Below are 24,334 nucleotides of genomic sequence, written 5' to 3'. Positions count from 1 at the left end.
GCCTCCATGACCCAACCGCCGGCATCGACCCCACGGTGATCTGTTCGGATGCAACCGCGCTCCGGACCGCCCTGCGCCTGGAGGCTGAGAAGGCTCTTCTACGGGACGCGTCCCGCTGATGGAACACGCGCAACAAGCATCCGCCTGGCTGCCAGGACGCCCCGCAGCCCAGAACGCAGAGCCGTGGCGGGAGGTGCGAGCAGCGCGTCCGGTGCGCAACCCCTCGGGCGCACCGGACGTGCCGCTTCATCTCCCGAGCCAGACACCCATCGCATACATCGAGCAGCGCTTTCCTGGCGTCCGCTGCTGGTGGGGCCTCCACACCTGCAATTGGTGGGCATACATCCCAACTCGATCAGGTGGTCGGCTATTCGAAGCCGCTACTCCAAACGATCTGCTTGCCCGGGTCATGTCACTGCTGACATGAGCTAGCACGCATGGACGAACACGGCCCCACTCAAGATCACTCGAGTGGGGCCGTGTCAACCAGGCGCGATGACCGATTTGGGCCCCCATCGTTGCTCATAGTGTTCAAACAGAGGCATTGACCGTCGATAGCCTGCAAGCTGGAAGAGTTCCGGTATTAACGGCTGATCGGACGGCCCAAGTTGATCGATCGCAAGGCCCTGCTGAACGACCTGAAGAAGCAAGTCCAGAGTTTCGAGAAAGACCTGTCACAGCAGGTCAAGGCCCTTCCTGAGATCAACGCACGGCTTCGAGGCGAGTACGATCAGGCCCGCAAGCTCGGCCGGACGGCAGCCACATGGAACTCCTGGCTGGTAGAGCGCATCACCCAGGTAGCGGTGGCCTGGGTACTCGGCACGGTCTTCGTCCGCTTCTGCGAGGACAACCGCCTCATCCCCGAGCCCTACCTGGCCGCTCCGGAGCCCGATCGGCATGACCTCGCCCGCGCACGCTACGAGGCGTACGTCGAGGAGGACGAGAACCCGACCTATCGAGGCTGGTTGGAACGCGCCTTCGCGGAACTCGGCGAGGGCCAGGCCGGCAAGCTCCTCTTCGACCAGGCCCACAACCCCCTCTTCCAGATCCCGATCAGCCACGATGCCGCAGGAGCTCTCATCACCTTCTGGGCGACCCAAAACGCAGAGGGCGCCCTGGTCCATGACTTCACGGACCCCCTGAACGACGACGGCACCGAGGGTTGGGACACCCGCTTCCTCGGCGACCTCTACCAGGACCTCTCCGAGTCAGCCCGCGAGAAGTACGCCCTGCTCCAGACTCCGGAGTTCGTTGAGGAGTTCATCCTCGACCGCACGATGGACCCCGCCATCCGCGAGTTCGGCTACGAAGACTTCAAGATGATCGACCCAACCTGCGGCTCGGGCCACTTCGTCCTCGGAGCCTTCCGCCGCCTGGTCCGCCTGTGGAACGGCCGCCCACTCGGCCGCGATCTCCCCGAGCGCGTCCGCGCCGCCCTCGACTCAGTCCACGGCGTAGACATCAACCCGTTTGCCATCGCCATCGCCCGCTTCCGCCTCCTTGTAGCAGCCATGGCAGCTGCCAGAGTCCACACTCTGACTGAGGCTGCCAAGCATGAGTGGACAATTAATCTCGCAGTCGGCGACTCACTTATCAAAGCGCGCCAATTTGAGATAACCATCGACTCCGAAGAGCGCAAGGAACCCCCTCTTGACTTCTCATACGCCACTGAGGACATACACGAATACCCTTCCATCCTCCAGGCAGGCCGCTATGACGTCGTAGTCGGAAATCCTCCCTACATCACAGTAAGAGATGGGAGCCTCAACAAGCTTTATCGTGACCTTTATGATACATGCGCCGGAACCTATGCTCTTTCAGTTCCTTTCGCTCAGAGATTTTTCGAACTCGCTAATAGCGATACAACCGGCGACCACTATGGCCGAGTCGGGCAAATAACAGCTAATTCGTTCATGAAGCGCGAGTTCGGCAAGAGTCTGATAGAGCAGTACTTCGCTAATCACGTCGAACTAACGGAAGCGATCGACACCTCCGGCGCCTACATTCCCGGCCACGGAACACCGACAATCATTCTTATCGGACTCCCACGTTCCGGCACCAAGCGCTCTCTCTCGATTCGAACAATACGAAGCATCCAAGGCGAGCCAAGCGCACCACCTGAAGGCGAAACTGGTTTCGTCTGGGAGGCGATTGTCGACCAGATCGACAGACCAGGTTCGACAAGTCGCTGGGTCGCATGTGACGATCTCGACCGAGACCGCTATTTTCGGAATCAGCCATGGATCCTTGTTGACGGCGGCCTCGAAATGGTCGAAAGAATGACCGTATCAGCCACTCAGCCTCTGAAAACGATCACAACTGCTTCCATTGGAGGCGCGGTACGCGTCGGCGCGGACGAGGCGTTTATCCGTCCCGCCAAAACTGCATTCGATGACTCCAGTATCGTCCCTCGCCGTCGGCTAGTTGTCGGCGAATCCGTTAGAGACTGGGGAGAGGCCACAACTGACGTGATCCTTTTCCCCTACGCAGAGCAGCTAGACCCGGGTGCAGTTGAGCAGGAACTGTGGCCTCTGCGTCACCTCCTTGCAAGTCGCAGAACTTTTCAAGGAAAGATGGCAGATGCAGGGCTGCAGTGGTGGGAATACATGCAGTACACCAAAACAACCTATGAGACTGACCTTTCTATAACCTTCGCGGAAGTTGCAACCGGGAATCACTTCACGCTTGACCGAGGAGGCAGTGTCTTCAAACAGACTGCGCCAGTAATCAAGCTCGCCACCAAGACTGCAAGAGAGCAGCTAGGGATCCTCGGATTACTTAATAGCTCCACTGCATGCCTCTGGCTGAAACTTAATTGCCACAACAAAGGAATTCGAGGCGAAGGCGGTGGCTTTACGAGTGCAGAATGGGAGCGCTTCTACCAGTTCAATGGAACTACTGTCGAGCGATTCCCGCTTCCGATTGAGCGTCCCGTCGAGCTTTCCCTTCGGCTCGACGAGCTGGCTAGGGGTCTACTAAAAGTAACACCTCAGACCGTCAGTAGATTTCCAATCATCACGGTGTCGACCCTCCGTGAAGCGAAATCCACTTGGGCAACTCTCCGGGCACGGATGATCGCGCTTCAGGAGGAGTTGGACTGGCAGGTCTACTCGCTTTATGGGCTCTATCCGGAGGACCTGCGGGTTCCTGCGGAGGACGTTCCTGAACTGGCTCTTGGGGAGCGGGCATTCGAGATCGTGCTGGCTCGGAAGATTGCCAAAGGCGAGGCCTCGGACGAGTGGTTCAAGCGGCATGGCTCGACTCCGGTCACCGAGATCCCGTCGCACTGGCCGGAGTCGTACAAGCAGGTCGTCCAGAAGCGGATCGACGCTATGGAGTCCTCTCGTGCCATTGGCATGATCGAGCGACCTGAGTACAAGCGGCGGTGGGCCACTGAGGGGTGGGACGCGCTTCAGGAGAAGGCCCTCCGATCCTGGCTGCTCGACCGAATCGAGAAACGGGAGCATTGGTTCGACGCCAACGATCAACCGGTCATCCTCACGCTCTCGCGGGTGATCGACCTGCTGTCCCGGGACGACGACTTCGTGTCCGTGGCCGGCATCTACCGGCCTCGCGAAGAACTGTCCAAGGTCGTCGCCGGGCTGATGGCGGACGAGCACGTTCCCTTCATCGCGGCGCTCCGTTACAAGCCGTCCGGGTTGCGCAAGCGAGAAGACTGGGAGCACGTCTGGGACCTCCAGCGGCAGGAGGACGCGGAGACCGACGAGTACGCCAAGCGGCGGATCCGGGACTCCATTCCCACTCCCCCGAAGTACTCCTCGGCCGACTTCCTCAAGCCCTCGTACTGGCGGGCGCGCGGGAAGCTCGACGTTCCGAAGGAACGGTTCATCTCCTATCCGAGCACGCTTGGCGGTCAACCTCAATTGTTCGGCTGGGCCGGGTGGGATCACCTGGAGCAGGCGCAGGCGCTCGCCACGTACTTCACCAACCACGCCATGACGCGGGACGAGATCGCTCCGTTCCTCGCCGGGCTGCTGGAGCTCCAGCCGTGGCTGGGGCAGTGGCATGACGACTTCCATCCTGCCTACTCCGGTTCCCCCGCCGGGTTCTTCAACGGATACCGGCAGCAGGTGGCGGGCGAGCACGGCCTGACCGACGACGACCTGAAGAACTGGCGGCCCGCGCCCGCCGCGCGAGGCCGCAGAACGGCCAGGAAGACCAGCAGCGCGCAGTAACCGATCCGCGGAAAGGAGAGAAGGTACTCATGGCACAGCAGCCGCCGCTGCTCCGCGACCTCATCCCCATCAAGGAGTCCATCTCCACCTCGGACTACGTGCTGAGGCTCGCCGAGGCCACCACCCCCGAGGGGGTCGAGCGCGCTCTCGACAACTACGTCGTCACCGACCGGCTGCGGCAGAACTTCACCGAGGCGCTGGACCTCATCAAGTCGGCGGTGGACGGCCAGACGTCCAAGGCCGCCTACCTGCACGGCTCGTTCGGTTCCGGTAAGTCGCACTTCATGGCGGTGCTGTACGCGCTGCTATCCCGCCATCCCAAAGCCTGGGGTGCCCAGGACTTCGACCCGGTGCTGACGCGGCACGAATGGCTACAGTCCAGTGGCAAGAAGTTCCTGCTGGTGCCGTACCACATGCTCGGTGCACAGTCGCTAGAGCAGCGGGTCCTCGGCAAGTACGCCGAATACATCAGGGAGCTACACCCGGACGCGCCCGTTCCGCAGGTCTACAAGACCGACGCGCTGTTCGAGGACATCCGGCGGCTGCGCGCGAGCATGGGCGACGAGGCCGTTATCCGGGGCCTGGGCACCTCCTCCACCGGCGACGACGGCGATGACGAGGACGAGTGGGGCGACTCGTTCGCGTGGACGCCGGAACTGCTCGACCAAGCAATGGCCGCCGAGGAATGGCACGGCGTCCAGGACGAGGACGACGAGGCGGAACGGCAGCGCAAGAAGAGCGCCCTCGACCTCGTCAACCCGTCGACTCCGGTCGAGCTGCGCGCCAAGCTGGTGCACGAGGCGTCCACCAACCTCCTCCCGGGCTTCTCTAAGAAGGCCGTCGAGAACGGCGACGGCTTCGTCTCCCTCGACGCCGGCCTGTCGGTCATCGCCGAGCATGCCAAGTCGCTCGGGTACGACGGGCTGGTCCTGTTCCTGGACGAGCTGGTGCTGTGGCTGGCCACGCTCATCCACGACCAGAAGCTGGTGGCCCGCGAGGCCGGGAAGATCACCAACTTCGTGGAGGGCGGCGACGCGCGGCGCGCCATCCCCGTCGTGTCGTTCATCGCCCGCCAGCGCGACCTTCGCGAACTGGTCGGCGAGGAGGTGTCGGGGGCGGCCGAGGCGGCCATCCAGGACACGCTGAACCTGGCGTCCGGGCGCTTCGACAAGATCACGCTTGAGGACCGGAACCTGCCGCAGGTCGCGCACGCGCGGCTGCTCACCCCCATCGGAGGGGAGAACGGCCCAGCGGCCCGGGAGATCGACCAGGCTTTCGAGCGCACCAAGGCGCTCGGCCCCAACATCTGGGACACCCTGCTCGGATCCGACAAGAGCACCACAGGCGCCGACGAGGAGTCGTTCCGGCTCACGTACCCGTTCTCGCCGGCGTTCATGGACACGCTCGTCCACATCTCCTCGGCGCTGCAGCGGTCCCGGACCGGCCTGAAACTGATGGGCGAGCTGCTGGCCGCCAACCGCGACCATCTGCGGCTCGGTGACCTGATCGCGCTCGGCGATCTCTACCCGGTGATCGCCAGGGGCGGGGACCGGCCGTTCGTGGACGACCGGAAGGTGCTGTTCGCCGCCGCGGACAAGCTCTACATGACCAAGCTGCGCCCCTACCTCCTCAACACCTACGAGGTCACCGAGGAGGACGTCCAGCGCTACCTGCGCGACCCCGCGAGCATCGCCGACCAGCGGCTGGCCCAGAAGTGCAAGCTGTTCACCGGCGACAACCGGCTGGTCTGCACGCTGCTGCTGTCGGCGCTGGCGCCCAGCGTGCCCGCGCTCAACGACCTGACGTTGCGCCGCCTCGCCGCGCTGAACCACGGCTCGGTCGTCGCGCCGATCCCCGGCAGCGAGGCCGGGATCGTCCAGAACAAGGTCAAGGAATGGGCGGCCCGCTTCCCCGAGATCAAGCAGGTCGGCACCGCCGCCAACCCGGGCGTCCGGCTGGAGCTGAGCGGCGTCGACGTCGACTCGGTCATCGCCAACGCCCGGGTCAACAACAACCCCGGCAACCGCGCCGCGCTGGCCCGCCGCCTGCTCATCGAGGAGCTGGGGGTCGACCACACCGACGGCCGCCTCGGCGGCGACGAGCTGAACCTGGTCTGGAAGGGCTCGCAGCGCACCCTCGAAGTCGTCTTCGGCAACGTCGCCGATGAGGACGAGCTGCCCGACCACGACCTGGTGCCGCAGCTCGACGGCCGCTGGCGGATCGCGGTCGACCTGCCGTTCGACGAGAGCAACTACGGCCCGGCCGAGGACGTCAACCGCATCCAGCGGCTCCGAGAGAAGCAGCGCGAGCCCGTCCAGACGGTCGCGTGGCTCCCGACCCACCTGTCGGCGCAGCGCTACGAGGACTTTCAGCGGCTCGTCATCATCGACAAGGCGCTGGAGGACGAGCAGCGGTTCGCCACCCAGTACGCAGGCCACCTCAACGCCGACAACCGGGAGCGTGCCAAGACCCTGCTGGGAGACCAGCGCGCCGCTCTGGTCTCCCAGATCAAGGACGCCTTCAAGCAGGCGTACGGGCTCAAGCCCAAGGAGGCCACGCACGTCCAAGTCGAGTTCGACCAGCACTTCCAGCCGATCCCCGGCGACCTGCCCGATCTGAAGGTCCAGTTCGGGCAGTCGATGCGCGAGGCCGTCCGGCACATCGCGGGCCGGCTGCTGGAGGCCCAGTACCCGGCGCACCCCGACCTCGACCAGGGCGGCACCGGAACCCCGGTGAAGCTCGCCGATGCCAAGACCGTCTTCGGGCACGTTCGGGCCGCCGCCGAAGCGCGCGACAACCAAGTCGAGGTCCCCTCCAAGGACCGCAAGCTGATGACCCGGCTCGTCGGGCCGCTGCGCCTGGGTGTCCAGCGGGAGGCGTACTTCAAGCTGTCGCACGAATGGGCCGACCACTTCCGGATGCAGGCCCGCGCCGACGGCATCACCGGCGACCTGTCCCTCATCACGCTGCTGGACTGGATCGACCGGCCCCAGCCGCGCGGACTCGACGCGTTCCTCGGGCACCTGATCGTCGCCTCGTTCGCCGAGCTGGACGACCGGGTGTGGGTGCGCGGCGGGGTCCCCCTCGAACCCGCACCTGACCTGCACCAGATCAAGAACGGCGACGCGCTGCGCGCCCAGCCCCTCCCGAGCGAGGAGGACTGGAACGCCGCGCGAGAACGCTTCCACGCGATCTTCGGGAAGACCGCGCCGAGCCTGCTGCGCGGGCGGCTGGTCAGCCAGCTCGCCCGGCAGATCACCGAGGCGGCCAGGGAGCGCCGGAGCGCGGCCGAGGACCTGGTCCGCCAGCTGGACGAGCACTCCGCCTTCCTCGGGCTGGACGAGACCGACGACGCCGGGCGGCTCCAGATCGCCCGCCGCTCGGTGGACCTGCTGAAGGAGCTGGAGGCGGCCGGGCAGCGCAGCTCGGGCGCGAAGAAGACCGTCGAGGCCCTTGCCCGGTTCCCCCTGGGTGAGGTGAGCGCCGAGCGGTACGGGAGGTCCATCGCGCACGCTCACAAGGTCGCCGTGGCACTGGCCGGGGCGTCCTGGGACATCATCGCCCTCGCCGACCGGCACGGCCCCGATGGCAAGGCCCTGCTGGAATCGCTTCGCGGGATCGCCCGTGCCGACCAGTTGACCGCCGACCTCGCCGCCGCCCTCCAGGACACCCGCGACAAGGTCACCGAACTGCTCCACCGCATCTCTCCGCCCGACCCACCGGACCCGGACCCGACACCGCCGCCGCCCCCTCCGAAGGCCCCGGACGACGTCGATCTGGGGAACGACTCCAGCCATCCTCCCGTTAGAGGCGACGGCAAGGAGCGGCCCGATGAGGGGACGGCGCCGGCACGCACGGGGACGCGGCGGGCATCGGCGTCACGGGCGGCGGAGGCGCTGAACGAGGAGCTCAGGAAGCTGCCCGGTGACGCGACCGTCGAGATCACCTGGCGGGTAGTGGACTGATGTCCGCGACCACCACCGGCCACAGCGCGCTGCGGCTCACCGTCCCGACCGTCACCCAGTACCTCGCCGCCAGGCGCAGGCTGAACGAGCACCCGAAACGCCGGGTCGTGCTGCTGCGCGCCGTCCCGGAATGGGACGCTCCCGAGGAGCTGTCCTGGGGCACCGATCAGCGGGCGCGGGTCGTCCCGGCGCCCTCACCGCTCGCCGTCCACGAACTGGTGCTGGAGCACCTCGCACCGGGCGCCGACGGCGGCCCCGAAGTGCTCGTGGTGCTGACCGACCGGGAGGAGGGCGAGCTGGATCCGGGGATCCTCGCCCGCGTCCACCGGCAGCGGATCGAGATCGTCGACAACTGGAGTCTCGTCCTGGAGACGTTCGGCACCGACCAGGGCGACCCGCGCCTGCGCGGCCACGGCTGGGCCGCCGAGGCCCTTCTGGACGCCACACCGCCGGGCGGCTGGCCACCGCTCGCCGACCGCGTCCTGTCCAGGCGGACCGCGCTCGCGTCGCTGGCCCTGCGCCGGCTCCGGCTCGGACGCTACGCCGCCGAGGGCGTGGCCGACGGCGAGGCCGCCGACTCCGGCGACGGTCTCGACCCGCCCGCGCTGCTGCGCTGGTCGCTCGCCCCGGGAGGGCCCGGTCGGCTGCGGGCCCTGCGCCGCCCCGAACGCGACGGGCTGATCTCTTTTCTGAGCGAGGAGGAGCAGGCCGGGGCCGCCGGACGGATCCTGTTCGCGCTCGTCGAGGCCGAGCACGGTGCGGACGCCGTACCGTTCGGGTTGCTCTGCGCGGCGCTGTGGCTGGACGCCCCCGCCGATACCGGCACCTACCTGGCGCGCGGGCGGATCGAGAGCTGGCTGGGCGACCCGCCGCCCGTCACCGGAGAGGCCCTGGACAGCTACCTGTGCAGGTTCGGGAAAGCCTGCCGGGAGTTCACCGGAATGCTGCTGGCGGCGGGCCGCGGCAACGGCAACGAGGCCGCGCGCGACGCCCGGCGCGACACCGACCGCGTCCTGAACCGCGCCTCCGAACTGGCCCGCCAGTTCGGGATCGAGGAGCCGATCTCGCACAGCACCGTGCTGCCCGAGGGCCTGAACCGGCGGTTCACTTCCCTGGGGCACGCTCTGCGCGAGGGGGAGCTCGACGCGATCCTCGCCCGGCTGGACGAGTTGGCCGCCCACGAGCTGGCCGGCGGCCACGACGCGAAGATCCGCATCGAGCGGGCCCGGATGGCGGCCCGGCTCGCCCACTGGCTCGCCACCGGCCCCGCCATCGACGCCCCCACGGTGGCGGCGGCGATCGGCCGGCACGTGGCCGAGACCGGCTGGGTCGACCAGGCCCTCGACCACATCGAGGCCGGCGGCGACCCCGACCCGGTGCTCAAGTCCGCGTACGACCTGATCGGCGAACGGGTCCGCGACGTCCGCAGGCGCATCGACCGGTCCTTCGCCCGCGAGCTGGAGAAGTGGACGGCCGCGGGCACCGACCCCGGGTCCATGCTGACCGTGGAGACCTTCCTTCCCCGGGTCGTCAAGCCGCTGGTGGCGGCCAAGCCGGCGCGCCGGCTCCTCCTCCTCGTCCTCGACGGCCTGAGCGCCGCCATCGGAGCCGAACTCGCCGAGGAGCTGCGCCGCCACTGGGCCGAGTATGACCCGCTGCCGGACACCTCGGGCAGGCGCCCCCGCCGCCGGGCCATGGCCGCGGCCCTGCCCACCCTGACGGCCGTCTCGCGGACGTCGCTGTTCGCCGCAACGCTGGTGAAGGGCTCGCAGGCCGACGAGAAGCGGCTGTTCCCCCGGCATCAGTTCTGGGGCAGCGCGAACGCCGGCGTCTTCCACAAGGACGACCTGCGAGGCGAGACCGCCGGATCCCCGTTCAGCGAGGCGCTGGTCGACGCACTGGCCGATGAGAAGGCCCATGTCGCCGTCGTGCTGAACACCGTGGACGATCGGCTCGCCAAGGAGCAGAAGCTCGGCGACGCGACCTGGCGCCTAGAGCACATCGGCGCGCTGCGGGCCCTGCTGGGGGAGGCCGCCAACCGCGGCATGGCGGTGATCCTCACTAGCGACCACGGGCACGTCGTGGACCGCCGTGGCACGAAGATCGACGGGACCGGCGTCGATTCCGCGCGGCACCGCTTGGCGGCCGGCTCCGGCGGCTCTCTGGCCGACGGGGAGGTCCGGCTGGCCGGGCCACGGGTCGTCCAGGACGCGCCGGGCGGCGAGATCGTCGCGCTGTGGGACCGCGACCTGCGCTACACAGCGCAGAAGGCCGGCTACCACGGCGGTGCCTCGCTCTCCGAGTTCACCATCCCCGTGCTGGCGTTCCTGCCGTTCAACGCCGCGCCGCCCAAGGGCTGGCGGGAGCTGGGCGACCAGCGGCCCGCCTGGTGGCGGCTGGAACCCGAACGCATGCCCGCGCCGGCCGAGCACGTCTCGCCACCGGAATCGGCGGAGACGCAGGCACCGGCCGAGCCGACCGAGCCGGCGCCGTCCTCCGACGCCCTCTTCGACATCGACCTCGGCACCGCGGCCCCATCGCCCGCGGCGCCTGAACCCCCGGCGCCCCAGGCCGTACCGGCCCGCGACGACCTCGCCGCGGCGCTGCTCAGGTCGGACGTCTTCGCCGAACAGCTCGACCTGGTGGCGCGCAAGCCACCCCCCGGCAAGGTCGAGGAGGCGGTGCGGGCCCTGCTGGACTCCCCCACGCTGCCGACCACCGCGCTCGCCCAGCGCGTCGGGTACAAGCCCGACCGTGCCAGCGGGTTCGCCGCCGTGCTCGCGCAGGTGCTCAACTACGACGGCGTCCAGGTCCTCGAAACGCTGCCCGACGGCCGCACGCTGCGCCTGCACACCGCCCGGCTCCGCGAGCAGTTCGACCTGCCGGGGTGATGGGACACTGAGGCACGTGAGCACCACACGGCCCAGCCGGGTCAGCGCCGCCCGCCGCCGCGCCGTCATCGACGCGCTGCGGCGCGGCGCCGTCCCCGACAGCGGGCTGGACCTGCTGGCCACCGGACTCGACCGCTTCGAGGCCGCCCTCGACGGCGAACTCGACGCGGTCGCGTCCGGCGGATCGGTCTTCAAGGCCGTCCGCGGCGAGTACGGGTCCGGAAAGACGTTCTTCTCCCGCTGGCTCGGCGAGCGCGCCAAGCGCCGCAACTTCGCAGTCGCCGAGGTGCAGATCTCCGAGACCGAGACGCCGCTGCACCGCCTCGAAACCGTCTACCGGCGGCTGACCGAACGGCTCACCACGGCCAGCTTCCCGCCGAGCGCGCTGCGCCCGGTCGTGGACGCCTGGTTCTACGCGCTGGAAGAGGACTCCCTGGCGGCCGGAGCCGCCGAGGAGGACCTCCCGGCCGAGGTGGACCGGCTGCTGGTCGCGCGGCTCGCCGAGGTGTCGCGGCACGCGCCGTCGTTCGCGGCCGCACTGCGCGGCTACCGGGCGGCGCTCACCGCCGGGGACGAGGCCACCGCCGCCGCCGTACTGGCCTGGCTCGGCGGCCAGCCGCACGTCGCCGCCGCGGCCCGCCGCGCCGCCGGAGTGCGCCGCGACCTCGACCACTTCGGCGCGTTCGGCTTCCTGCAAGGGCTGCTGACCGTACTCCGTGACTGCGGGCACCCTGGCCTGCTGGTCGTACTGGACGAGGTCGAGACCCTGCAACGGGTCCGCTCCGACGCCCGGGACAAGGCACTCAACGCGCTGCGCCAGCTCATCGACGAGGTCCACGCGGGCCGCTTCCCCGGCCTCTACCTGATGATCACCGGTACCCCCGCGTTCTACGACGGCACCCAGGGCGTGCACCGGCTCCCGCCCCTCGCCCAGCGGCTGGCCACCGACTTCACCACCGACCCGCGCTTCGACAACCCGCGCGCCGTCCAGGTCCGGCTTCCCGGCTTCACCCTCGAATCGCTGACCGGGCTCGGAATCACCATCCGCGACCTGTACACCGCGGGCGCCGACGCCCCCGAACGGATCGAGGCGCTCGCCGGCGACGCCTACATCACCGACCTCGCCGCGGCGGTCGGCGGCGCCCTCGGCGGCAAGGTCGGCGTCGCACCGCGGCTGTTCCTCAAGAAACTGGTCGGCGACGTCCTGGACCGCATCGACCAGTTCCCCGACTTCGACCCCCGCGTCCACTACAAGCTCACCGTCACCGGCACCGAACTCACCGACGTGGAACGCAACCTCGCAGCGGACGACATCGATCTGGACGTGTGATGGAGCGGCTGCACCCGGTCGTTCTGCATCACATCGTCAACACGCTCGAATGGCCCGACCTGCGTCCCCTCCAGCGCCAGGCCATCGCTCCGATCCTCGATGGCGACGACGCGCTGCTGCTGGCACCGACCGCCGGTGGGAAGACCGAGGCCGCCGCGTTCCCCATCCTCACCGCGATGGCCGAGCGGGAATGGACCGGCGTCTCGGTGCTCTACCTGTGCCCGCTGAAGGCACTGCTCAACAACCTCGCACCTCGCCTCGACCGGTACACCGGCTGGCTCGGCCGCCGTACCGGACTCTGGCACGGCGACACCCGCGAAGCCGAACGGCGGCGCATCCGGCTCGACCCGCCGGACATCCTGCTGACCACCCCGGAATCGCTGGAGTCCATGCTCATCAGCTACAAGACCGACCACGCCCACCTGCTCGGCAAGATACGCGCGGTCATCGTCGACGAGGTGCACGCCTTCGCCGGCGACGACCGCGGCTGGCACCTGCTCGCCGTGCTGGAACGCCTCACCCGCGTGACCGGCCGTCCCATCCAGCGGATCGGCCTCTCCGCCACCGTCGGCAATCCTGACCGGCTCCTGGCATGGTTACAGGGCTCGGGCACGGGCACCCGTCCCGCCCGCGTCGTCGCACCCGAGGCGGGAACGGCGGCGGCGCCGGGCACCCGGATCGAACTCGACTACGTCGGCTCCATCGAGAACGCCGCCAAGGTCATCGCCACCCTGCATCCCGGCGAGAAGCGGCTGGTGTTCTGCGACTCGCGCAGCCAGGTCGAGCAGCTCGGCGCCGCTCTGCGCGCCCGCGACGTCACCACGTTCCTATCTCACGCCTCCCTGTCGGCCGACGAGCGGCACCGCTCCGAGCAGGCGTTCTCCGAAGCACGCGACTGCGTGATCGTCTCGACGTCCACCCTCGAACTCGGCATCGACGTCGGCGACCTGGACCGCGTGATCCAGATCGACTCCCCCGCCACCGTGGCCTCGTTCCTGCAACGCCTCGGGCGCACCGGCCGCCGCCCCGGCACCGGACGGTCCTGCCTGTTCCTCGCCACCCGGGACCAGGCACTCCTCCAGGCGGCGGGACTGCTGTTGCTTTGGGGACGGGGATGGGTCGAGAACGTCACCGCACCGCCGGAGCCGCGCCACCTGGTGGCCCAGCAGATCCTGGCCATCGCCCTCCAGGAGCACCGGTTCGGGAACCGGACGTGGGCGCGGCACTGGAACGGCCTGCCGCCGTTCGACCGCTCCGGCGAGCCCGTCCTGCGCCACCTCGTCAACGAGGGCTTCCTCGACGAGGACGGCGGCATGCTCTTCATCGGCCCTGAAGCCGAGAAGAGGTTCGGCCACCGGCACTTCATGGACCTGACCGCGTCGTTCACGGCACCGCCGCAGTTCACCGTCCTGGCCGGGCGCGCCGAGATCGGCCGTACGGACCCGTCCGTGCTCACCGAGGAGCGGCCCGGCCCGCGCCGCATCCTGCTGGCCGGACGCACCTGGCAGGTCGGCCACATCGACTGGAAGAGGCGCCGCTGCTTCGTCGAACCGGCCGAGGGGGAAGGCGTCGCGAAATGGACCGCGGGCGGCATCGCGGGCCTGTCGTTCGAACTGACCCGCGCCATGCGTGACGTCCTACTCGGCGCCGACCCGCCCGTCACCCTCACACGCAGGGCGACCACACGCCTCGCCCGCCTGCGCACGGACGAGGCGACGGATGCGGTGCACCCTGCCGGGTCTGTCATCGCGGTCACCGGCACCGACGTTCGGTGGTGGACGTGGGCCGGATACCGCGCCAACGCCACCCTGACCGCCACGCTCTCCTCGGTGACAGATCCGGCGCAGCGGCCGACCGACCTGTACCTACGGCTCCGCCAAGACCTGACTCCGGACATGTGGCGGGCCGCGCGGGCTGAAGCGCCGCTCGTCCTGCCCGAGGTCGACGCCCGCGCCGTTCGGGGGCTGAAGTTCTCGGCGGCCCTCCCGGCGCGCCTCGCGGCCGCGACCGTGGCCGCCAGGCTCGCCGACCTCGACGGGGCCCGAAAAGTCCTCGACGAACCCACCCGCTTCAGCACCCATACTTCTTAGGCTCGCCTCAGCCTGACCACGGCGACCTGACATAACCGCACCGCTGGCCAACCCTCACCCGCTCACTGACTACCTACGACCTTTAGGACTTACTCGTCTGCGGTTAGCGCAGCCTGGTGGGCTTCTTCCGCTGGGACGCTTGGTGAATGCCGACGAATCAGTCAGGTCTGTGGGCGATCACCTGCGCGATGCAACTGAGACCAAAGAGTCCCCCGTTACTTGTGCAGTGCTCGGCAGAAGCACCGAATCGAACCCCTCCTCAATGCAGGAGGTCTTGGTGCATACTGCCCGTACTCGGCGGGTTCAGACGGGGCGGTGGTCTGGGGCGATGGGGGCGGACGAAGCATGGCACCTGGTTCGTTACTTCTGTTGCGATGAGCGAACGGCGAAATATGGGCCCTATGTCCGGCTGATCCCCGATGAGGATCCAGAACCCAGCGTTCTGCTCGACGGCCGTCTGTACTGCTTCCCGCTGATGGAAGGCGATGACGCCTATGGGAGGGGCGTCAACGTCGAGGTCTATCTCGGGCTCTCCAAGCTGGGCGGGCTGCTGTGGGATCAGGAGATCCGGGCATTGCTGCGGCTGTCGGGACTCGACCATCCGGCGCTGCCGGAGTTGCTGGCGGGCGGCTACCAGACCGCCGAGGCAGCGGCGAAGGCGGGCGTGCCGGACGTCGACGGCGTGGCGTTCGTGGCCACCGAGGGTGCCGACCTCACGCTCGCGGACGTGGGATCCGAGGTCTACCGGAAGGACCCGCTGGAAGCGCTGCGGCAGTTCGAGCATCTGGCGGACGGCCTGGCGGTCCTGCACGACGTCGGTCTCTCGCACCGGAACCTCTGGCCGGGCGCGGTCGACCACGCCCGTGACCGGGGTGGCGGCCAGCGGCTGCGGCTGGCCAGGTTCGAGCTGAGCGCTTTCGTGTCCAACCTGCTCAGCGGTACGGCGGTCGACTCGCTGGCGGCGCGGGAGGAGGTCCGCCGGCTCGTCCTCGGGCAGGGGGCCGATCCGCTGCCGTACCTGCCGCCCGAACGGCTGCGGTTCCTGCTGCCGCTGGACGGCGAGACGCAGCCCGTCACCGAGAGCGCCAAAGCCGATGTCTACGGTCTGGGCGCGATCGTGTGGGAGTGGTTCGTCGGCCCGTTCCCCGGAGGGCTGCCGCGCGAGATTCCGGACGGGGCGGACGGTGTGCGCGAGGCGCGCGAGGCGCTGGACCGGCACGGTGATCACCTGCGCACCGCGTTGGCCAGGGCCGACGTGCCCAAGGGGATCCGCGAGCTGCTGCTTCGGATGCTCCACGCCGAGCCTGACGGCCGTCCCACCGCCGAAGAGGTCGTCAACGAGCTCAGCGAGACGCACGAGGCCAACGTCGTCGAACTCGGCGCAGCCGTGCATGAGACCCCCTACCTGGTGGCGTTCATGCCGGACAAGTGCGACGAGACGCTCGGCAGGTGGCAGTGGCTGGAGTTCGACGCCGACACGCCTGAGGGCATCCACGAGACCATCGCGCTGCTGAAGGAGGACCTGAAGGGCGCCGTGGTGGTGCATTCCAAGGACGGCGCCGAACCGTACGTGGACGGGGGCGAGACGGCGGCCAAGAGGGAGGCCACCACCGCGCTCCTGGGCACGCGCGCCGTCTGGTTCTGCCAGATCTTCCGCCGGAACGTCGCGCACGGCCGTGGCGAGCAGCTACCCGAGGTGCTGCTCATCAAATACGTGGCCCGGCGCGACTCGCACAAGCTGCGGACCAGGCTCGACGACCTCAAGGCGGGGTCGCGCGAGCGCCACCTGCCGGAGATCACCCTGTTCGACTACCGGGTTCCCGGAGTCCGGATGGACGCGATGCGCCGGGAGCGCCCGTCCTGGGTGCGGTTCCTGGAGACGGTGACGCCGGTGAGCCGCGTGTCCGAGCGGGAGCTGGACTACCAGCGCGCGATCGACTGGCTGCTGCAGTACCAGGGCGTGGAGCTCCAGGCCCGCCGCTATCCCTACAAGCTCGATCCGGACGCCGCCGCGGGCCCTGATGGCCACGTGCTGGCCTACTGGGACCGGACGCGGGACAGGGACCGGATCTACAAGCAGGCCCTGCTCACCAAGTACGCCAGCTACCCCGATCTGCGTCCGGACTTCGGCGACTTCTTCGGACGCCTGGAGAGCGAGGACAGCGGCAGCGCCGACGTGGAGGTGTATCCGGGCGACAGCGACCGCAAGGACTCCGGCGTGCAGGGGATCGCGGCGGAGGTGGTGCGCGGTGACGGGCGCGACCGCGTTATCCTGCGCCGGAAGCCAGGCCAGCCGAAGATCCCGTCCAGCGGCTGGATCCGGCCGGCCGACGACAGCGGTTCCGAGGCGGTGCTGGCCCGCCAGGCCGAGGCGCGCTGGGAGCTGTTCGCGATGCGGCAGCTGACCCGGCAACTGCGCACTCCCACGGCCGTGCGCACGCTGCCGGACCGGTGGAAGAAGGCGGGGGATCGCCTGCTGGAGGGGGGCGCGAAGGCCGTCCAGGACATCCTCACGCACGAGCCGTTCTTCGCGCTGCAGGGCCCTCCCGGCACCGGGAAGACCACGGTGACGTCGCGCGCCATCGCCGCCTACCTCCAGGAGTGGCCGACCCACCGGATCCTGGTGTCAGCCCAGTCCAACTTCACCCTCGACAACCTCGCCGCCCGCATCCTCAAGGACATCGGCGCCCGCGACGACAAGGGGCCGACCGACCGGCGCGCCGACGTGCCGATCGCGCTGCGGATCGTGTCGCAGCGCGGCACCCCCGACGAGACGGTGAAACCGTGGCTCCGCGACGACCTGGCCGTCCGCCGCTTCCGCCAGATGCGCGCGCACGTGGACGGCATGTTCGCCAAGGGGCTGGACGAGGGCCTGCGCCCGGTCTTCGGCTTCTGGCGCGGGCTGCTCGACGAGGAGGGCGGCGAGTCGGTCCTCGCCGAGCTGGCCGACCGGCTGCAGCGCGGCGCGAACATCGTGTTCGCCACCTGCGCCACGGCGACGACCCGCAACCTGGGCGCGACCGGCGCCGCCTCGTCCTTCGACTGGGTGGTGGTGGAGGAGGCCGCGAAGGCGTGGCCGACCGAGCTGGCGATCCCGCTGGTCCGCGGCACCCGGTGGACGCTCATCGGCGACCACTTCCAGCTGCCCGCGCACCGCCGCGACGAGGTGGTGCGGTTCCTGGACGCGTGCGTCGGCGACCCCAACGCCGGGATCTCCATCGTCGGGGACAAACGGCACACCTATATCGACGCCTTCGACCTCTTCCGCAGCCTGTTCGAGCCGAAGCCGGGGCCGGCGTCCGTGGAGCGGCCCACCGCCATGCTGTCGACGCAGTTCCGGATGCGTGAACCCATCGCCCAGGTCATCAGCCGGGTCTTCTACCCGCGAGAACCGGCCGCCGGCGAACCGCCGCCCGAGGATGGGCTGCCGTCGGGTGGACTGGCCACCCACCACAACGAGGAACCGTCACCGCTGCGGGCTCCGCACTGGCTCCGGGAGCGGGCCCTCGTGTGGGTGGACACCGACGGGCTGGCGCACTGCGAGGAACGCCCCTACTGGAAGAACGAGGGGGAGGCGGAGCTCATCAACTCCATCGTGTCGTCGATGGAACCCCGTCCGGTGCCGGGCCGCGACGGCTACACGGCCGAGCCGCTCGCCGTGCTGACGCCCTACCGGCAGCAGGCCGATGTGCTCCGCCGCTACGGCGATCTCGCACCGCACGTCCAGACCATCCACGCGTTCCAGGGCCGCGAGGCCGACATCGTGGTGGTGTCGCTGGTGCGCAACAAGACGCGCGGCGCGGGCGGCGCGGCCGAGAGCTACGGCCATCTGAGCCGCCCGGACCTGGTCAACGTGATGTTCTCGCGGGCCCGCAGGCTGCTGGTGATCGTCGGCGACTACCAGCACTTCGCCCGGTACGAGGACGGGCGCGGCGACTTCTGGCGGCAGGTCTGCCAGGCGGTCGACCACTACGGGCACATCCACAACGCCTCCGATGTGCTGCGGCTGGAGGAGCTGTGAGCGGCGCCGTCACCGTCTACGTCCCGTGCGACGTGGTGAGCATCGCAGTGCGCATGGGCTACGGGGACTCGCTCTCGCTCATGGAGGAGCTGGTCCTGCGCGCGGTACACGCGGGCCTGATCGAGCCCGACCAGCTCGCCCAGCGGCTGGGGCTCGGCGCCAGGCTCGTCCACGACCTCGTCTACGACCTGTGGCGGCAAGGCCATCTCACCATCGCCACGGCCGTCAGCCCGCCCACCCTCGCGGTCTCCGCCACGGTGGCGCGGTGCCTCGACACCGGCGACCTGAAGAGGCTCCGCGGCGCGGAGAGCATCCAGGACAACCGCGAAGTCATGATCGACAAGCTGACGTTGCGGGTGCTGCCCGCCTCCGGGCGCTCCAGGCCGCCCCGGTCCAGGCTCGCGGTGCCGGTCGAGGACAGGCGGGTGCGGCTGGAGGACGCTCCGCGGAGCGCCGTGCTGAAGGCGCTGGACGAGTCGCTGCGCAGGGACCAGGCGAACCGGCCCGTCGCCGTCGACCGTGCCCATGGGCCGGTCGTCGGGCACCGGGCGCTGCGCCCGCTGTCCTACCGGCTGCCGCCTCCCGACCTGCGCAAGGCGGCCGGCCGCCGGTGGATCGAACTGAAGGTGGCCCCGCACTGGGACGAGGACCTGCGGCAGCTGACCGTCACCGTCGTCGACGGCAGGTGGCCCGCCGAGTACCGGCAGGAGGCATCGGACCAGCTCACCCGCCTCGTCGCGGACGCCCCGAACGGCCCGCTGGCGGTCGAGCTCCGCAACCAGGCCCAGGACACGCTGGTCGATCCGCCCACACCGGCCGCGGCCCTGAAACGCCTGGAACACCGCATCGAGGTGGCCGCCGACATTCCGGCGGGCCAGCGCCGCAACTGGCATCTGGAACTCGCCGACGACGCCCGGCAGCTGGAGGAACTGCTCCGGGCGCAGGTCGGCCGGGAGATCCGCGCCCGCGCCGTCACCGGAAAGGAGCAGGAGGATCTGCTGGTCCGGCTCGTCCGCGAGGCCCGCACCCAGCTGGTGATCGTGTCCCCTTGGATCGGTTATCCGGCGCTGGCGCGGCTGCTGGACGCCCTGGCCGACCGGGCACGGCACGGCGTCCGCATCGTGTTCGTCTGGGGTTCCGACGGCAACAGGGAGTACCAGGAGGAGTTCGACGAGCAGACCCGCAACGCGCTGGAGGATCTGGCCCGCTCCGCGTCCGGTGACCACTCCGACCAGATCCTCATCCCCCGCACAAGCGCGCGCACCCACGCCAAGCTCCTGCTGGTCGATGACCGCACCGCGCTGGTCACCAGCCGCAACCTGCTGTCGTCCACGGGCTCGCTGTCCGAACTCGGCGTGCTGCTGGAGGCCGCCGAGGGCGGGTCGCCGATCATCACGGAGCTGCTGGGCTGGGCCCGTGCCGCGATCCCCTCCTACGAGCAGAGCCGCAGGATCCTCATCCGCCCCGCCGACTTCGCCGCCGCCGGCGGCGCGACGTCCGATGGCGATGCGGGACGGGACGAGCCGCCCGGCGGCACCGGCGGCGAGACCGGGATCGCGCCGCCGGACGAGGATCCCGCCGACCCGCGGGCCGAGAGCGCGTCCCGGGCCTTCTGGACCAAGGCGTGGCGGGAGCACGCCGCACGCAGCCGCGCCTTCCTCGAGGGACGCGCGCTGCCGTCCGGCCGGCCCGTCACCGACGCGGTCCACCGCGCCCTGCTGCGCACCGCCCTGGCCAAGGCCACGCGGCGGGTGGTCATCGCCTCACATGGGCTGTCGGCCGAGGCCGTGGACACCGGCCTGCTGGGCGCGCTGCGGTCCTGCCTCGACCGCGAGGTCGAGGTGACGCTCGTGTACGGAAACGGCAAGCGGCTGACAGGGCCGGCCCGCGACAGCTGGGATCTGGCCGGCACCCGCCTGGAGGACCTGAAGCGGGAGTATCCGGGAAGGCTTCGGCTGATCTGTGACAGCAACCACGCCAAGGTCCTGGTCTGGGACGACGAGGCGGTGGTCGGCAGCTTCAACTACCTGTCCTTCGAGGGAAGGTACGGGCGGCAGCGGCTGGGGTCCGAACTGAGCGTGCGGCTGACCGGGGGCGGGATCGCCGACGAGGTGGCGGCGGCGGTCGGCGCGGCCCCCCTACCGCGCCCCGAGCAGAGCCGCCCGCGCCCTCCGGCGACGGCCGGGACGGCCTTCAACGCCGCGCAGCGGCTGCTCAAGATCTACAAGGACGGAGCCGCCTCGGCCCCGGCGGCGGTCCGCGACGCGCTCGCCCGCGCCGACGACCCGTGGCGGCTGCTCGACGCGCTCGGTGAGGAGCCCGACACGCCGCCGGCCCTGGTCAAGCTGGTGGCCGCACGCTGCCTCACCGACCACACGCCCCCCGGGGAGACCTTCTCCCAGAGCACGAGCCGGTGGCACCGCTGGCTGATCGACCACCTCTGGCGGAACGGCGACTTCGTCGAGGCCGCGGTGCTCCGGCACGCCCTCGCCGACCCCCGGCTCCGGCCGCGGCACCGGCTGGCCATGCTCGCCGCGGCCCGCGGCACGCCCGCGCTCGTCACGGCACTGGAGGACCTCGCGGTGGACGACCCGGACGCCGACGAGCGCGTGGTCGGAGTGCTGGCGGCCACCGGCGCGGTCGCCCTGCAGGGCAGCCATGCCGCGGCGGACGCCTTGGACCTGCTCGCGGCGGATATCGACCCACTCTGGAAGGACCTGGCAGAGCGCACCGCGGGCTACTGGGCGGGCTCCGGAGGCCAGGCGATCACCCGAGAACTGCTGCGGGACGCGTTGCACAGCTCGCAGCGCGACCAAGAACGGGCGGAGGCGTGGATCACCCTGGAACGCCTCCTCGAACACGCACGGTCCTCGACGTTCGAGAACGCCGCCAGCATCAGGACGCACCGCGCCCTCTTCGAGAGCAGCTCCGGCGAGTTCGCCGTCCTCGCCAAACGCGTCAGGGAACGCTCCCCCGGGACGCTGCGTCCCTGGCTCGCAGACCTCCCGACGCGAAACATGACCCAGCTGGTGCAAAACGTCGGAGCCAAGGTGTCCCCCGGCAAGCCACCGATGTACGGCAACCACCTCAAACGCTACGTGAAACGGCTCGACCCGATCCTGGCCCAGGCGGACACCGTCCTGCGGCTGTGCGAGGACGCCGAGCCCGGCGCGAAGGTGACCCTGCCGAGGGAGGCGCCGGAACTGGCGGGCTGGATCGTCGAGTCCTGGTCGGGGTTCACCCAGTACATCGGTGAGATGGCCGCCCCGGAGGGCAGGCTCGCCCGCGCGTTCCTCGACGACCTGGAGGAGCTCACGCGATGGGGGGCGCAGCTCGATGACGACTGAGCCGTTGGCCGAGATCCTCGCGGACTGGCCGGGGCGCTGGCGGTATCCCCGGCTCGTCAAGGCCCTCACCGAGGGCGCACCGATGGACGACTCCGAAGCGGCCCGGTTCCTGCTCGGCGGGCTCGCCGACCCCGTATCGGCCGCCGGCGGCATCGAGCGGCTGATCGCGGAGGGCGAGTTCCAGCTCGTCGACGAGATGCTCACCCGGCAGGCGGAGCGCGGCTCCGCCGACGGGGAGATCACGGGCGACGGCCTGCGGAGGCTGCAGCAGGCGCTGGCGGAGGCCCGGCGGACCGCCCGCGGCGACGCCGAGCGCGAGCGCGCCACGCTCGCCGAGCGCGCCCGCCGGGCCGGGCTGGATCCCGATCCGCTGGCCGGGCTGGCCGACCACGCCCAGCTGAGCCGCACCGGTGCGCGCGAGCTGCTCGACCAGGAGATCGAGCGGATCGCCAAGGCGGAGAAGGCGATCGCCAAGGATCTGGCCGGCAGGCTGCACACGGCGTCGAGCGAGGCGCACCGCGCCGCGGTCGAAGGGTGCATCGGCGCCGGAGAGTTCCCCACCGCCCGGCGGCTCCTGGAGATCGGGCGCATCGACATGGACACCGGCGGCCCCTCGTCGGTGCCCCGTCCACCGCTGTGGGACCCCTCGATGGGCGACACCCTGGAGGAGATCCTGCTGCGCTACCCTCCGGACGCGCAGGAGGCTCTCCGTCCCCACCAGGTCCGGTACGCCGACGTCGGCGACACCGGCGCCGAGGTGGTGGAGGCGCTGCGGCACCTGGCCGCCCACCTGGACGAACCCAACGTCGCGACGTTCGCCACCGCGCTCGGCCGGATGCTGGGCGAGGACGTCCGCCCATCGGTCGAGGCCCGCGACGGCGGGTTCCAGACGAGGCTGCTCGGGCTGGACGACGCCCGGCTGCCCGGACTGCTGGTGACCCGCCGCACCGGGGTCACCCTGTGGGTCGCAGGCGCCGGTGCCCCGCCGCCCGGCGACCTCGAACGGCCATTGGTGTGGTTCGTGCCGGCATCCGTCCCGGTGGACGGGCGCCGCCCGCCCGGAACCGCCGTCCTGAGCGCGACCGACCTGCTGTGCCTGCTGGCCCGGCTGGAGCAGGGCGCTCCCGCGAACTCGCCCAGCCGGCGGGTGAACCTGCTGCGCGCGATCGTCCCGCAGCTGATCGCCCCGCCGGCGGGACTCGCTGGAATCACCGACGCGGAGACCGGTGTCGACCTGAACTCCGGGGCGTCGCCCCGGGAGAGCCTGGCCTGGCTGCTCGACCTGTGCGGCGTCACCGCCGACGCCGTGGTCGTCGACACGCTGGAGTACGAGACGGGCTCCCATCCTCGTGCCGCGGGAGTGCTGCTGAACCGGCTGCTGGCGGAGCCGCCCGCCGGGCACCGCCTGACGCTGACCGAGCTGAACGCCGTCCGGAACCGCGAGACGCGCGATCTGATCCGCGAGGAGCTGACCGCACCGCTCGGCGCCGAGGAGCGCGCCGTGCTCGGCATCGCCTACACGCTGCACCAGGACGCTCCGTTCGCCCCCGGCGATCTGCTCAACGACGTGCCGCTCATCGGCCTCGGCGAGGAGGACACCGCCAGGGCCGTCCAGAACCTCGCTCCGGAGGCCGTCCTGCCGCGCCTGACGCATCTGGCGCTGCTCCGCGACCACGCCGACGGGTACATGACCCTTCCCTCCGGCCTCGGCGAACTCCTGGCGGAGGGCGCCGAGTCCCTCGCCGCCACGGCGCTGCGCGAACTCGTCGAGCGGGCGGACGACGCGCACGCCACCATGATGGCGGCCCTCACCGACCAGGCCCTCGTCCGCGTCGGCCACCGCAGCGACAACATCGTGATGGGCGTCACCGAGCTGCTCGACGAGCTGGAGCGCGAGACCGACCCCGCCGCGCGCGCCCGGCTGATGGAACGGATCCGGGAGAGCGTCGGCCAGCTCGGCGGCGACCGGCAGCGCAGCGCGCTCGACGATCTGAAACGGCCGCCCGAGGACTGCGACCTGGCCGACCTCATGCGCAGACTCGGCCGGGGGGTGGAGTGGCGGGAGGGCGTCGAGGTGTCGTTCCACTGCACCGGCGGCGCGTTCCCCATCCATGCCGTCCGCGCGCTCCTCGAACTCGCCTTCGAGAACCTGCTGATCAACGCGGTGCAGGCGATGCGGAAGGCGAAGGTCCCGGCTGCTCTTCAGGAGATCGCGGTGCGGGTGCGGGAGGCGGAGCGGGACGGCCCCGGCGGCCGGCCCGGGCCGTGGAGCGTCGTCGACATCGAGGACGCGGGGCCGGGGCTCACCGCCGACGAGCTGTCGATACTGGCGCGCGGTGACACCTTCACCAAGCACGGCAGCGGCGGCACCGGGATCAAGGAGACCCGGGAGACCGTCCGCAGGTACGGCGGCGCGATCGAGTTCCTGCCCCGCTCGGAGACGCTGGGCGGCGCGCACCTGCGGGTGTGGCTGCCGAGGTCCTGACCCGGGTCC

General features: G+C 70.1%; 8 protein-coding genes. All 8 read left to right on the top strand.

Features of this window, described 5'->3' with window-relative positions:
* Positions 1-608: 608 nt before the first annotated feature.
* Positions 609-4,196: a BREX-2 system adenine-specific DNA-methyltransferase PglX gene (gene pglX / locus AB0881_RS04235; RefSeq protein WP_366614059.1), complete on the top strand. Its 3,588-nt coding sequence runs from the start codon at positions 609-611 to the stop codon at positions 4,194-4,196.
* 29 nt (positions 4,197-4,225) lie between these two features.
* Positions 4,226-8,161 carry a hypothetical protein gene (locus AB0881_RS04230; RefSeq protein WP_366614057.1) on the top strand — a complete coding sequence of 1,312 codons (3,936 nt, stop codon included), beginning with the start codon at positions 4,226-4,228 and terminating at the stop codon, positions 8,159-8,161.
* Positions 8,161-11,052: a BREX-2 system phosphatase PglZ gene (pglZ, locus tag AB0881_RS04225; protein WP_366614056.1), complete on the top strand. Its 2,892-nt coding sequence runs from the start codon at positions 8,161-8,163 to the stop codon at positions 11,050-11,052. Before AB0881_RS04230 ends, pglZ begins: the two co-directional genes overlap by 1 nt.
* Before the next feature lie 16 nt (positions 11,053-11,068).
* The gene (brxD, locus tag AB0881_RS04220; RefSeq protein WP_366614054.1) at positions 11,069-12,382 is read left to right on the top strand and encodes a BREX system ATP-binding protein BrxD; all 1,314 of its coding nucleotides are present in this window, start codon (positions 11,069-11,071) and stop codon (positions 12,380-12,382) included.
* A complete protein-coding gene (locus tag AB0881_RS04215; protein WP_366614052.1) occupies positions 12,382-14,472 on the top strand; it encodes a DEAD/DEAH box helicase in 2,091 nt (696 codons plus the stop codon). Before brxD ends, AB0881_RS04215 begins: the two co-directional genes overlap by 1 nt.
* 475 nt (positions 14,473-14,947) lie before the next feature.
* On the top strand, positions 14,948-18,493 hold the full coding sequence (locus AB0881_RS04210) for an AAA domain-containing protein (protein ID WP_366614050.1): 3,546 nt from the start codon (positions 14,948-14,950) through the stop codon (positions 18,491-18,493).
* Positions 18,490-21,840, top strand: coding sequence for a hypothetical protein (locus AB0881_RS04205; protein WP_366614048.1), 3,351 nt, complete (start codon positions 18,490-18,492; stop codon positions 21,838-21,840). Before AB0881_RS04210 ends, AB0881_RS04205 begins: the two co-directional genes overlap by 4 nt.
* Positions 21,830-24,325, top strand: a complete 2,496-nt coding sequence (locus AB0881_RS04200) for an ATP-binding protein (RefSeq protein ID WP_366614046.1) — start codon at positions 21,830-21,832, stop codon at positions 24,323-24,325. The genes AB0881_RS04205 and AB0881_RS04200 overlap by 11 nt, the downstream gene beginning before the upstream one ends.
* Positions 24,326-24,334: the final 9 nt, after the last annotated feature.

Origin of the sequence: Spirillospora sp. NPDC029432 (assembly GCF_040703975.1) — a bacterium.
Lineage (GTDB): Bacteria > Actinomycetota > Actinomycetes > Streptosporangiales > Streptosporangiaceae > Spirillospora.
Note: the sequence above shows the minus strand (reverse complement) of the source record. Positions and strands in the feature narration are given on the sequence as shown.